The 12514-nt window shown below is 70.7% G+C and carries 15 protein-coding genes; 5 read left to right on the forward strand and 10 right to left on the reverse strand.

Translation table 11 applies throughout. The features are described 5' to 3' along the window. Positions 1-12 precede the first annotated feature (12 nt). A complete protein-coding gene (ruvC, locus tag ACZ6TI_RS29460; protein ID WP_465348422.1) occupies positions 13-552 on the reverse strand; it encodes a crossover junction endodeoxyribonuclease RuvC in 540 nt (179 codons plus the stop codon). A gap of 98 nt (positions 553-650) precedes the next feature. On the opposite strand from ruvC, the gene ACZ6TI_RS29465 reads away from it, so the two are divergent. Then, positions 651-1277 carry a hypothetical protein gene (locus ACZ6TI_RS29465; RefSeq protein ID WP_465348423.1) on the forward strand — a complete coding sequence of 209 codons (627 nt, stop codon included), beginning with the start codon at positions 651-653 and terminating at the stop codon, positions 1275-1277. Here ACZ6TI_RS29465 and ACZ6TI_RS29470 read toward each other — a convergent pair. Together ACZ6TI_RS29470 and pdxT are read right to left on the reverse strand one after the other, a co-directional pair. Then, complete coding sequence (locus tag ACZ6TI_RS29470) at positions 1274-2026, reverse strand: YebC/PmpR family DNA-binding transcriptional regulator (protein WP_465348424.1); 753 nt, start codon at positions 2024-2026, stop codon at positions 1274-1276. The two genes, ACZ6TI_RS29465 and ACZ6TI_RS29470, sit on opposite strands and share 4 nt — an antisense overlap. Positions 2027-2028: 2 nt before the next feature. Beyond that, positions 2029-2640 (reverse strand): pyridoxal 5'-phosphate synthase glutaminase subunit PdxT, encoded by a 612-nt coding sequence (gene pdxT, locus ACZ6TI_RS29475; protein ID WP_465348425.1) that lies wholly within the window; start codon positions 2638-2640, stop codon positions 2029-2031. Positions 2641-2663: 23 nt separating this feature from the next. Here pdxT and ACZ6TI_RS29480 point away from each other — a divergent pair, with 23 nt between their 5' ends. Both ACZ6TI_RS29480 and ACZ6TI_RS29485 read left to right on the forward strand, forming a co-directional pair. After that, positions 2664-3083 (forward strand): helix-turn-helix transcriptional regulator, encoded by a 420-nt coding sequence (locus ACZ6TI_RS29480; RefSeq protein ID WP_465348426.1) that lies wholly within the window; start codon positions 2664-2666, stop codon positions 3081-3083. After that, a complete protein-coding gene (locus ACZ6TI_RS29485; RefSeq protein ID WP_465348427.1) occupies positions 3080-3487 on the forward strand; it encodes a VOC family protein in 408 nt (135 codons plus the stop codon). Before ACZ6TI_RS29480 ends, ACZ6TI_RS29485 begins: the two co-directional genes overlap by 4 nt. 1 nt (position 3488) lies before the next feature. Here ACZ6TI_RS29485 and pdxS read toward each other — a convergent pair whose 3' ends face one another. The 5 genes from pdxS to pgsA form a co-directional block, all read right to left on the reverse strand. Next, positions 3489-4388: a pyridoxal 5'-phosphate synthase lyase subunit PdxS gene (gene pdxS / locus ACZ6TI_RS29490; RefSeq protein WP_465348428.1), complete on the reverse strand. Its 900-nt coding sequence runs from the start codon at positions 4386-4388 to the stop codon at positions 3489-3491. Between the two features lie 105 nt (positions 4389-4493). Beyond that, positions 4494-5021 (reverse strand): hypothetical protein, encoded by a 528-nt coding sequence (locus ACZ6TI_RS29495; protein ID WP_465348429.1) that lies wholly within the window; start codon positions 5019-5021, stop codon positions 4494-4496. Between the two features lie 25 nt (positions 5022-5046). Beyond that, positions 5047-6204 (reverse strand): glycosyltransferase family 4 protein, encoded by a 1158-nt coding sequence (locus tag ACZ6TI_RS29500; RefSeq protein WP_465348430.1) that lies wholly within the window; start codon positions 6202-6204, stop codon positions 5047-5049. A gap of 10 nt (positions 6205-6214) precedes the next feature. Beyond that, complete coding sequence (locus ACZ6TI_RS29505) at positions 6215-7081, reverse strand: phosphatidylinositol mannoside acyltransferase (RefSeq protein WP_465348431.1); 867 nt, start codon at positions 7079-7081, stop codon at positions 6215-6217. After that, positions 7078-7725, reverse strand: coding sequence for a phosphatidylinositol phosphate synthase (pgsA, locus tag ACZ6TI_RS29510; RefSeq protein WP_465348432.1), 648 nt, complete (start codon positions 7723-7725; stop codon positions 7078-7080). Before pgsA ends, ACZ6TI_RS29505 begins: the two co-directional genes overlap by 4 nt. A gap of 141 nt (positions 7726-7866) precedes the next feature. Here pgsA and ACZ6TI_RS29515 point away from each other — a divergent pair, with 141 nt between their 5' ends. Beyond that, positions 7867-10026 carry an elongation factor G-like protein EF-G2 gene (locus ACZ6TI_RS29515; RefSeq protein WP_465348433.1) on the forward strand — a complete coding sequence of 720 codons (2160 nt, stop codon included), beginning with the start codon at positions 7867-7869 and terminating at the stop codon, positions 10024-10026. A 7-nt stretch (positions 10027-10033) separates the two neighbouring features. Here ACZ6TI_RS29515 and ACZ6TI_RS29520 read toward each other — a convergent pair whose 3' ends face one another. Then, positions 10034-11350 (reverse strand): FAD-dependent monooxygenase, encoded by a 1317-nt coding sequence (locus ACZ6TI_RS29520; protein ID WP_465348434.1) that lies wholly within the window; start codon positions 11348-11350, stop codon positions 10034-10036. A 54-nt stretch (positions 11351-11404) separates the two neighbouring features. Here ACZ6TI_RS29520 and ACZ6TI_RS29525 point away from each other — a divergent pair, with 54 nt between their 5' ends. After that, complete coding sequence (locus ACZ6TI_RS29525) at positions 11405-11974, forward strand: TetR/AcrR family transcriptional regulator (RefSeq protein WP_465348435.1); 570 nt, start codon at positions 11405-11407, stop codon at positions 11972-11974. A 16-nt stretch (positions 11975-11990) separates the two neighbouring features. Here ACZ6TI_RS29525 and ACZ6TI_RS29530 read toward each other — a convergent pair whose 3' ends face one another. Further along, positions 11991-12470, reverse strand: coding sequence for an HIT family protein (locus ACZ6TI_RS29530; protein WP_465348661.1), 480 nt, complete (start codon positions 12468-12470; stop codon positions 11991-11993). Positions 12471-12514 lie beyond the last annotated feature (44 nt).

Consider the following 12514-nt stretch of genomic DNA (forward strand, 5'->3'; position numbering starts at 1 on the left):
CTCCCCTGGCCATCATCTGAGTCGGCTCTGTTGGATGGCGATGCGGGCTTTTGCCGCCGCCTCCTGGATCTTGGCTCGGGTGCCGCCGCGCCAGATGTGGCAGATGGCGAGGGCCAGCGCGTCGGCGGCGTCGGCGGGCTTGGGCGGCGCGTCGAGCGAAAGCAGCCGGGTGACCATCGCGGTGACCTGCGCCTTGCCGGCCGTGCCGGAGCCGGTGACGGCGGCCTTGACCTCGCTCGGCGTGTAGGTCTGCACCGGCAGGCGGGCCCGCGAGCCGGCCAGGATCGCGACCGCGCTGGCCTGCGCCGTGCCCATCACCGTGCGCACGTTGTGCTGGCTGAACACCCGCTCCACCGCGACGCTCTCCGGCTTGTGCTCGGCGACCAGCTCGGCCAGGGAGTTGTCCAGATGCAGCAGCCGCAGCGAGATGTCGTCCTCGGGCTCGGTGTAGACCACGTAGTAGGCCACCAGCTTGCAGGGCCGCCCGGGCACGCCCTCGACGACACCGACGCCGCACCGGGTGAGACCCGGGTCGATGCCGAGCACGCGCACCAGACACCTCCCCTGCACCCAAGCACGTACGTGTGTTCGACGAACACTAGTACCCGGCGCATCTTGCGGAACGACACGACACACCCCGACGATGAGGCGTGTACCTCGTGCCGCCGATGGCCGACGAACCGCCACCCGAGTTCGTCGCGTTCGTGTCGGAGCGTCTCTCCTGGGTGCAGTCCGAGGCCGCCCGTCTGACCGGCGACGCCCCGGCCGACATGCTGGGCCGGTTCGCCGAGCGCACCTATGGGCCGACCGCGACCTTCCAGGCCGACGGCGCGCCGGTGGCGGGCCGGTTCGAGGCCGCCGCGGACACCCGCCCGGCGCAGGGCCTGGCCGCCCTGGTGCTGACCGACGTGGCGCTGCACTGGCGCCGGCTGACCTTCCGCAGCAAACTCTCGCACGCCGACGCGGTGCGCGACTTCGTGAAGCGGCGCCTGGAGATGCGCACCAAGCAGTGGCGCGACGACCAGATCTATGCGGTCGAGGTGCGCATCCTGCGCCCGATGGTGCGGGCCGCCCACCTGCCGGCGACGATGGCGGTCCGCAAGGCCGAGTTCCTGGCGACCACGGTGCAGGCCGACGGCCGCCCGCTGGCCGAGGCGGCGATCGCCTGGTCGGAGGCCCGCCGCCGAGCGATGTGGCACCGCATCTGGCGCACCACGGCCACGATCGTGCTGCTCTTCGCCATCTTCATCAGCCTGCTGCCGAGCCCACCCGACTAGGCGTCGATCTTGGCCATGATCTCGTCGGAGACGTCGAAGTTCGCGTAGATGTTCTGGACGTCGTCGCTGTCCTCGAGCACGTCGATCAGCTTGAAGACCTTGCGCGCCGCGTCCTCGTCGACCTCGACCGTCATGGTCGGGACCAGGGAGGACTCGGCCGAGTCGTAGTCGATGCCGGCGTCCTGCAGCGCCGTCCGCACCGCGATCAGGTCGGTCGGCTCGCTGACCACCTCGAACGACTCGCCGAGGTCGTTGATCTCCTCGGCGCCCGCGTCCAGCACCGCCATCATCAGGTCGTCCTCGGACAGGCCGGCCTTCGGGACGATCACCACGCCCTTGCGGTTGAACAGGTAGGACACGCTGCCGGCGTCGGCGAACGTGCCGCCGTTGCGGGTCAGTGCGGTGCGCACCTCGGTGGCCGCGCGGTTGCGGTTGTCGGTCAGGCACTCGATCAGCAGGGCGACACCGTTCGGGCCGTAGCCCTCGTACATGATGGTCTGCCAGTCGGCGCCGCCGGCTTCGAGGCCGGAGCCGCGCTTGACCGCGTTGTTGATGTTGTCGTTGGGCACCGAGCTCTTCTTCGCCTTTTGAATGGCGTCGTAGAGCGTCGGGTTGCCGGCCGGGTCTCCGCCGCCGACCCGGGCCGCGACCTCGACGTTCTTGATCAGCTTGGCGAACATCTTGCCGCGCTTGGCGTCGATGACGGCCTTCTTGTGCTTGGTCGTCGCCCACTTGGAGTGGCCGGACATGCTTAACCTCCGTGGTTTGAAAGAGACTCGGTGGCGAGCTCTACGAAGTACCGGTGCACACGAAGGTCTCCGGTCAGCTCCGGGTGAAAAGCCGTGGCCAGCAGGTTGCCCTGCCGGACGGCGACAATCCTACCGGCGGCGGGACCGGCCGTGACGCGCCCCATGACCTGCACCTCCGTGCCCACCTGCTCGACCCACGGCGCCCGGATGAAGACCGCGTCGAAGGACCCGCCGGGAATATCGGAAATGTCGACCGGCCCTTCGAACGACTCGACCTGTCGCCCGAAAGCGTTGCGCCGCACCGTCATGTCGATCCCGCCGAACGACTCCTGGTCCGGCCGCCCGTCCAGCACCCGCTCGGCCAGCATGATCATGCCGGCGCAGGACCCGTAGACCGGCATCCCCGCGGAGATCCGCTTGCGGATCGGCTCCATCAGCTCGAACGTGATCGCCAGCTTGCTCATCACCGTCGACTCGCCGCCGGGGATCACCAGAGCGTCCACCGCGGCCAGCTCCTCGGGCCGCCGGATCGCCGTGGCCTGCGCACCGCTGGCAGACAGCGCCCGCAGGTGTTCGCGCACGTCGCCCTGCAGGGCCAGCACTCCGATGTTCATCGTCTCCACCCTAGGCTTCCGGTGTGATCGCGTTGCGCCGGGTGCACGACCACATCGACCGGCACCACACCGAGCCGCTCACCCTGAGCGACCTGGCCGCGCTTTGCGGTTTGTCCAAATTCCATCTGGTACGCGCCTTCCGCGCCGTCTATGGCGAGACACCGATGCGCTACCTCTCCCGGCGCCGCATCGCGCACGCCCAGGACTTGCTGCGCCATGCGAACCTCACGGTCACCGAGATCTGCATGCTGGTCGGCTACACCAGCCTGGGCTCCTTCTCGTCGCGCTTCACCGAGCTGGTCGGCGAGTCCCCGGTGGCCCACCGAGCCCGCTACGCCGGCCAGGCCCCGCACATCCCGGGCTGCTACCTCTTCATGCAGGGCGTGATACCGCAATCTCGGAGAAGCGCGCCCGGATCCTCAGGCTCTAGCGTCGAGGCATGATTCAGAACATCTCCCTGGTCACCGTCTACTGCCTGGACCAGGACAAGGCCCGCGACTTCTACGTCGAGCACCTCGGCTTCGAGCCGGCCGTGGACATCACCATGGGCGACGGCTACCGCTGGATGACGATCAAGCCGCCGAATCAGCCCGAGCTCGAGGTCACCCTCATGGTGCCCGGGCCGCCGCTGTCGCCGGAGGCCGCCGACTTCATCCGGGGCCAGCTCGAAGCCGGTCAGATGGGTGGGCTCGGGCTGCGCGTGGACGACTGCCGCAAGACCTATGAGGAGCTGAGCGCCAAGGGTGTGACGTTCCTGCAGGAGCCGTCCGACCGCCCCTACGGGGTAGAGGCGGTCATGCGCGACAACACCGGCAACTGGCTCGTGCTGGTGGAGAAGCCGGCCTAGCTCACCAGCCGCGCTCGGCCAGGCGGTGCGGCTGCGGGATCTCCTCGACGTTGATGCCGACCATCGCCTCGCCGAGCCCGCGGGAGACCTTGGCGATCATCTCGGGGTCGTCGTGGAACGTGGTGGCCTTGACGATCGCGGCCGCGCGCTGCGCCGGGTTGCCGGCCTTGAAGATGCCCGAGCCGACGAAGACGCCCTCGGCGCCGAGCTGCATCATCATGGCCGCGTCGGCCGGGGTGGCGATGCCGCCCGCGGTGAACATCACGACCGGCAACTTGCCCGCCTCGGCCACCTCCTTGACCAGCTCGTAGGGCGCCTGCAGCTCCTTGGCCGCGACGTAGAGCTCGTCCTCCGGCAGGTTCTGCAGCCGGCGGATCTCGGCGCGGATGGTGCGCATGTGGGTGGTGGCGTTGGAGACGTCGCCGGTGCCGGCCTCGCCCTTCGAGCGGATCATCGCGGCGCCCTCGGTGATCCGGCGCAGCGCCTCGCCCAGGTTGGTCGCCCCGCACACGAACGGCACGGTGAAGGCCCACTTGTCGATGTGGTTCGCGTAATCCGCCGGGGTCAGCACCTCGGACTCGTCCACGTAGTCGACGCCGAGCGCCTGCAGCACCCGCGCCTCGACGAAGTGGCCGATGCGGGCCTTGGCCATCACCGGGATGGACACCGCGGCGATGATCCCGTCGATCATGTCGGGGTCGCTCATCCGGGACACGCCGCCCTGCGCGCGGATGTCCGCGGGCACCCGCTCGAGCGCCATCACGGCGACCGCGCCGGCGTCCTCGGCGATCTTCGCCTGGTCGGGCGTGACCACATCCATGATCACGCCGCCCTTGAGCATTTCGGCCATGCCGCGCTTGACCCGGGCTGTGCCCACGGCGGGCTGCTGCGTCTCGGACACTGGACTGGCTCCTCGCGAATCGTCTGGATCTTGCTCCCGGGACGAGTCTAAGAGCGCGGAAGGGGTCCACCGAGGGCCAATCGACTACGGATTGGCCTTTGGGTGTCAGGCCGCTTCGACCGGGATCGGCTCGGCGCGCGGGGCCGGGGCGAGCGCCGGGAAGGCCGGCTCGACGATGTCGAAATATGCCGGCCGCGGGTAGTGCCGGGCCATCCGCAGCAGCCGGACGATCGGCCGGCGCCGGGCGGTGAGCGCGTCGCGGACCAGGTCGGTGTGCACCTGCCGGGCCAGCACGACGCGCCGGCTGGTGACCACCAGTGCCCGGGTGGCCGGGTCGGTGCCGGTCAGCGGCACCGCCTCCAACTGGCGGGTCAGGTCGTTCTCCGCGGCCTCGCGCTCGTCCGGCGCCGCGTCCAGGGCGAGGCGGGCCGCCGCATAGAGCTCGACGTGATCGCCGTGCTCGGCCACCACGGCGGCGGCCGCGGCCCGGCGCAGCAGATGCTGGTCGAGGGCGCGGCCGGCGGAGGCCGCGCGGACGTGCACGCGCTCCACCCGGTGCGAGGTCCAGCCCAGATATGCGGACAGCAGGGCGACCACGACTACCACACCGAGCGCTACCCACATGCGGGGCATCGTAGTGCCGAATTGTGTCGGAGAGTTACGTCCCCGGACGTGGTTCTGCCCACTCCGCGTCCAGCACGCGGCCGTCGGTGGCCTCGATCGCGGTCGCGTACACCTCCAGTACACGCGTCGCTACGCTGGGCCAGTCGAAGACCGCCACGGCCTCCGACGCGTTCGCCGAGAGGGCCTGCCGTCGCGCCGGATCGTCCAGGAGTTCCCGCAGCAGAGCGGCGAGCGCGGCCGCGTCGCCGTTGGGGAAGAGGGCGCCGGCCCGGCCGCCGTCCAGCACCCGCCGGAACGCGTCCAGGTCGCTGGCCGCGATCGCCGCGCCGGACGCCATGGCCTCGGTCAGCACCATGCCGAAGGACTCACCGCCCGTGTTCGGCGCCACATAGACATCGACGCTGCGTAACATCCGGGCCTTGTCCGGCTCGGAGACCATGCCGAGGAACTCGACCCGGTTCCGCAGGTCGCGCGGGAACAGGTCGTACAGGTCGTCGCGGTCGCCCGGCCCGGCCACGAGCAGTTTGAGGCCCGGTCGTTCGCGGGCGAGCGTGACGAACGCCGTACGCAAGATGGGGAAGCCCTTGCGCGCCTCGGTGAAGCGGCCCAGAAAGCCCAGCGTGCCGCCCTCGCCGGGCCAGCCCGGCAGGGTGCCGGCCGAGGCGAACTTCGCCACCGCGACCCCGTTCGGGATCAGCACCGCGCCGCCGCCGAGGTGCTCGACCTGCACCTTGCGGGCCAGTTCGCTGACCGCGATCCGCGCGGTGATCTTCTCGACCACCGGCTGCAGCAGGCCCTGCGCGGCGGACAGCGCCCGGGACCGGGTCATCGCGGTGTGGAAGGTGGCCACCACCGGGCCACGGGCGGAGAGCACCGCGAGCAGCGACAGGCTCAGCACCCACGGCTCGTGCACGTGCAGCACGTCGAACCGGCCCTTGGTCAGCCAGCGGCGCACCCGGGCGGTGGAGACCGGGCCGAACTGGATGCGGGCCACCGAGCCGTTGTACGGGAACGGCATCGCCCAGCCCGAGGCCGGCACCACGTAACCCGGCAGCTCGGTGTCCTCGTCGGCCGGGGCCAGCACGCTGACCTCGTGGCCCAGCCCGATCAGCGCCTCGGCGAGGTCGACGATGTGGTTCTGCACGCCGCCGGGCACGTCGAACGAGTACGGCGAGACGATCCCGATCCGCACGTCACACCCCTCACAGCCACAGTTTCTGCAGCATGTGCCAGTCCTGCGGATGCTGCGCGATGCCGATCTCATAGGCCTCGGCGAGTCGCTGGGTGACCAGCTTGACCCGCGCGTCCAGCGGCCCGTCGGCGGGGTCGGGCAGCTCGATGCGCCGGATCGCGGCCTCGGCTCGGTCCGGCGTGTACCAGATGTCGACGGCGTAGAGCGGCGCCTGGGTGCGCAGCGCGAGCAGCGCGGGACCGGCCGGCATCTTGGCGCGGCCGCCGAAGAACTGGACCTCGACGCCGCGGGCGGAGATGTCGCGGTCGGAGAGCAGCGCCACCGCGTACCCCTGGGCGGCCTTTTCGGCGAGCACGTCGATCGGCGCGCGCTGGGCGCCGGTCAGCGGCACCACCTCCATGCCGAGCCGCTCGCGGTATTTCACGAACTGCTCGAACACGCTCTCCGGCTTGAGCCGCTCGGCCACCGTGATCAGCTTGTGCCCGTGGGCCACCGCCCAGGCGGCCGCCGCGTCCCAGTTTCCGGTGTGCGGCAGCGCCAGGATGACGCCGTTGCCCTCGGCCAGCACCTTGTGGAACTCGTCGGCCTGCACCAGGTGGAAGGCGTCCAGATTTTGCTGCGGCGTGTTCGACGGCAGGCGGAAGGCCTCCATCCAATACCTCGCGTACGACCGCAGCCCGTCGCGGACCAGCGTCTCCGGCATGTCCTCGCCGGCCACCTGCCGCAGGTTGCGCCGCAGCCGCTGGGTGCCCGGCCCGTTGCTCTTCCAGGCCCGGTCGGCGGCGGTGCGGAACACGCGGCGGGCCACCGCCAGCGGGAGCGCGCGGACCAGTCGCCAGCCGGCCGCGTAGCCGAGCTCGGTCAGTCTGTCCTTCACGCGGTGGGCGCCGTCTGCTCGGGCGACGCCGGTGCGGCCGGCTCGGTCCGGGCGGCGTGGATCAGTCGCTGGAAGACCGTGATCACGGAGAGCAGCGCCAGGATCCAGAGCGCCGCGGGCAGGCCCCAGTCGAGGCCGAAGCCGCTGATCAGACCGCCCACGCCGACGATCAGCAGCCGCTCGAGCCGCTCCGCGATGCCGACGTCGGCGTTGAGGCCCAGGCTCTGCGCACGCGCCTTCACATAAGACACCACCTGACCCATGGCCAGGCAGATGATCGCGGCGACCATGCCGTTGTAGGGGTTGTCCTGGCCGTGCAGGTAGTAGATGACCGCGCCGAACACCGCCGCGTCCGCGATCCGGTCCATCGACGAGTCGAGCAGCGCGCCGAACCTGCCGGACGGGCCGCGCATCCGGGCCATCGTGCCGTCCAGCGCGTCGGTGAGCGCGAAGAACGTGACGACGAGCGCACCCGCTACCAGATAGCCCCGGGCGCCGAGCAGCAGAGCGCCCAGCACCACGCCGACGGTGCCCGCTACGGTGACCGCGTTGGGGGTGACCCCGATGCGCAGCAGGAAACGGGCGGTCGGGTTTACCGCGTGCGAGACGACGACGCGGGCCGTCCCAGTGAAGATCTTTGCCATGGCGGTCCCCACCCTATCGGCGTGCCGTGCCGTCGTCATCGCCCCCACGTCGGATGACTACGGGGGGTTGCGGCGCGGACACCCCGAGGTGTGGGATCTCTCAATAGCGTCGTAACACCCGGGAAACGGAGGTGCGCTGACATGGCGCAGAAGGCTTCGGACAAGGGGGTCGCCGGCGCCGCTGCGCCGGTGGTGACCGACCCCGGCAGGGTACGCAACGTGGTGCTGGTGGGCCATTCCGGTTCCGGGAAGACGACGCTGGTCGAGGCGCTGCTCGCGGCCACGGGCACGATCTCCCGGGCGGGTTCGGTCACGGAGGGCACCACGGTCTGCGATCACGACCCGGCGGCCGTACGGCAACAAAGATCTGTGTCTTTGTCCTGTGCCCCGATCGTGCACGACGGGGTCAAACTCAATCTGCTCGACACCCCCGGATATGCCGACTTCGTCGGGGAGCTGCGCGCCGGCCTGCGGGCCGCGGACGCCGCGCTCTTCGTCGTCTCGGCGGTGGACGGCGTGGACGTGGCCACCACCGCGCTCTGGGCCGAGTGCGCCGCGGTCGGCATGCCCCGAGCGGTCGCGATCACCCGGCTCGACCATCCCCGGGCCGACTTCGACGAGACGCTCGAGGACTGCCAGGCCGCGTTCGGCGAGAACGTGCTGCCGATCTACCAGCCCATGCTCGGCGACGACGGCAGCTCGATCGCCGGCCTGCTCGGGCTGGTCACGCTGCGAGTGCTCGACTACTCGGCGGGCTATCCGCCGCGGGTCGGCGAGGCCGAGCAGGAGCACCTCGCGCCGATCGAGGAGGACCGCAACACGCTGATCGAGGCGATCATCGCGGAGAGCGAGGACGAGAGCCTGATGGACCGCTACCTCGGCGGCGAGGTGGTCGGCCCGGACGTGCTGGTCCCCGATCTGGAGAAGGCGGTCGCCCGGGGCAACTTCTATCCGGTCATCCCGGTCTGCGCGGAGACCGGCGTCGGGCTGGATGCGCTGCTCGACGGCCTGGTGGCCGGCGCGCCGTCGCCGCTGGAGCACGACCTGCCGACGGTGACCGGTGTCGACGGCTCCCCCAAGTCCCCGCTGACCTGCGACCCGGACGGCCCGCTGGTGGCCGAGGTGGTCAAGACCACGATCGACCGGCACGTCGGCCGGGTGTCGCTGGTCCGGGTGTTCTCCGGCACGCTGCGCCCCGAGCAGACGGTGCACGTCTCCGGGCACGGCATGGCCGAGCGCGGGCACCCCGACCACGACGCCGACGAGCGGGTGGCGCACATCTACGCTCCGCTCGGCGCCCAGCTGCGCGAGGTCGGCTCCTGCATCGCCGGGGACATCTGCGCGATCACCAAGTCCGGCAGCGCGGAGACCGGTGACACGCTCTCCGGCCGCGACGACCCGATGCTGATGGAACCGTGGCGGATGCCCGAGCCGCTGCTGCCGATCGCGGTGGTCGCCAAGACCCGCTCCGATGAGGACGCCCTGGCGAAGAACCTGTCCCGCCTGGTGGCCGGCGACCCCACGCTGCGGCTCGAACGCAACCCCGACACCCACCAGCTGGTGCTCTGGTGCATGGGTGAGTCGCACGCCGACGTCGTGCTCGACCGGCTCCGCGCGGGCGGTGTCGACCTGGACACCGAGCCGGTCAAGGTGTCGCTGCGCGAGACGTTCGGCGCGCCCGCGGACGGCCACGGCCGGCACGTGAAGCAGTCCGGCGGACACGGCCAATACGCGATCTGCCGCATCAAGGTCGAGCCGCTGCCCCGCGGCTCCGGCTTCGAGTTCGCCGACAAGGTGGTCGGCGGCGCGGTCCCACACAACTACATCCCCTCGGTCGAGAAGGGGGTCCGGGCCCAGCTCGAGAAGGGCATCGTGGCCGGCTACCCGGTGGTCGACCTGCGGGTGACGCTGGTCGACGGCAAGGCGCACAGCGTGGACTCCTCGGACGCCGCGTTCCAGACTGCCGGGGCCCTCGCGCTGCGCGAGGCCGCCGCCGCGGGCGAGGTGACGCTGCTCGAGCCGGTGGACGAGATCGTGGTGCGGGTGCCGGACGAGTATGTGGGCGCGGTGATGAGCGACCTCTCCGGCCGGCGGGGCCGGCCGCTCGGCTCGGAGTCCGATGAGGGCGGGGAGTTCAGCCTGGTGCGGGCCGAGGTGCCGGCCACGGAGCTGATCCGGTACGCGGTGGAGCTGCGCGCGATCTCGTCGGGGGCGGGGACGTTCCAGCGTTCGTACGCCAGGCACGAGCCGATGCCGGCCCACCTGGCCGACGCGATCCGGAAGGAGCACGCCGCCAAGTAGGACCGCGTCACGCCGCCGGCGCCTGCTCGGGCGCCGGCAGCCGCACAGCGTTGGCCGCCTCCTGCAGCGGCCGGGTCACCTGCGCGATGATCTGGGTCTTCCACGGGTTGAACCGCAGCGTCCGCATGCCGTAGTTGCGGAACCCGATGGCGAGCCGCCCACCCGGCACCATCTCGCCCGCCATCTTCTTTCCCATGGCCAGGTTCTGGTCGACATACGGCCGCATGACCCGCGCGTATTCCGCGAAGGCCTCCGGGGCCGTCTCGTGCCGAGCCAGCGCCGAAGCCAGCACATAGGCGCCGACGATCGCCATGCTCGTCCCCTGCCCCGACGCGGGCGACGGGCAGTAGGCGGCATCCCCGAGCAGCACCACCCGCCCGGCCGACCACCGCGACAGAGTCACCTGGCTGAGGCTGTCCACATAGAAGTCGTCCGCGGCCGAAACTTGTCGTACCCCGGCCCTAACGTCATGCCCACCCAGTGCCTGGGTGGGGGAGGTGGCGGCGCCCGCACCAGCGCCCGCACCAGCGCCCGCGGCGCCCGCACCCGCAGCGCCTGCGCCGCCCGCCCCGGCGATCGCCTCGAGCAGTCGCGGCACCTCCCAGCCATGCCCCGCGAACCGCTCAGCCACCAACTCCCGAGTGACCTCCCCCCGCGCCAACTCCGGCGACGCGAACACCATCCCCGCCTTAGCCGGCTCATCCGGTCGCCCGCCATAGACGAAGACCATCCGCCCGGGCGCCGACCAGAACACCTCCTCGTGATCCAGCCGCAGATGATTGGGCACGCTGCAGATCGACAGATAGGCCCCCAGATGCGTCAACGGCACATCGAGCCCGCCGAGACGCCGCGTCGCCGAGTGCAGCCCGTCCGCCCCGACGATCACATCGAACCGCCGCGACCGCCCGCTCTCGAAGCGCACCAACCCGTCCGCCTCGATCGCCGCGATCGCGTCTCCGTAGATGAACTCCGTGCCATCGGCCGCGGACTCCAGAATCCGCACCAGATCCCCGCGCATCAGCTCGATGTCATCCCCACGCCGCCCCATCATCAGATTCGCGTCCAGCGTGGTGACCGGCTTGCCGTTCGCACGCACCCAGGTGATCTGCCGCATCCCGGTGTCCGCCGCCCGCGCCAGGTCATAGACCCCGGACCGCTTGAGCACCTCGATCGCCGCCCCGCGGACATCCACCTTGTAACCACCGTCCCGCAGCCCCGGCGCCCGCTCGACCACCGTCACCCGGAACCCGCTTCGCCGCAGCCACTGCGCCAGGAGGGGACCCGCCACGCCGGCCCCCGAGATCAGCACATCCTTGTTCCGCATGAGAGTTACTATACAAACGTCTTACACACTTGTATAGATCCTAGGATGAGCACCATGGGCCACCGAGAAGATCTGCTGGCGGGCGCGCGCCGATGCCTCTATGAGCGGGGCTACGCACGCACCACCGCGCGCGACATCGTGGCCGCTTCCGGCACCAATCTCGGGTCGATCGGCTACCACTACGGCTCGACCCAGGCGCTGCTCAACGCCGCGATGCTGAGCGCGATCGAGGAGTGGGGCGAGGCCGTCGGCGCCGCCCTGGCCACGGACGACGACGCGAACCCGTCGGTGGATCCCCTGGTGCGCTACTGGCGGCGGGTGCTGAGCACGCTGGAGACGCATCGTGAGGTGTGGCTGGCCAGCGTCGAGGCGATGATTCAGAGCCAGCGGTCGCCCGAGCTGCGGGCCCAGATCGCGGCCGGCATGGCGGAGGGCCGCAACGGCCTGACCGCCATCCTCACCGGCCGGCCCGAGGACTCACTCGACCCCGAGACGGTGTCCACGGTCGGGTCGGTGCAGCTCGCCATGATGTCCGGAGTGACCATCCAATGGCTGGTCGATCCCGACAACGCGCCGAGCCCGGAGCAGATCGCGGCCGGCGTCCGGGCACTGGCCGCCCTCTAGAGAGCCGCCGCTCAGGTCAGGAAACCTCCTGCCAGGCCTTCGCCAGCAGCGAACGGGTGTCGCCGAGCAACTGCGGCAGCACCTTGGTGCGCCCGATCACCGGCATGAAGTTGCCGTCCCCACCCCAGCGCGGCACCACGTGCTGATGCAGGTGCGCGGCGATCCCGGCGCCGGCCACCGAGCCCTGGTTCATGCCCAGGTTGAAGCCGTGCGGGCTGCTGGTGCGGCGCACCACCCGCATCGCCCGCTGCGTGAAGGCGGCCAGCTCGACCGTCTCCTCGTCGGTGAGGTCGGTGTAGTCCGCCACGTGCCGGTAGGGGCAGATCAGCAGATGCCCGGGGTTATACGGATAGAGGTTCAGCAGCGCGTAGACCTGCTCGCCGCGGCCCACCACGTACTTCTCCTCATCGGGCCGGGACGGCGCGACGCAGAACGGGCAACCGGCCGGTTTCTCCCACCCGCCCTCGGGGGTCTGCTCCCCCGAGATGTACGTCATCCGATGGGGCGTCCAGAGACGCTCCAAACCGTCCGGCTCACCGA

The sequence above is a fragment of the Actinoplanes sp. NPDC051388 genome (genome assembly GCF_055586225.1).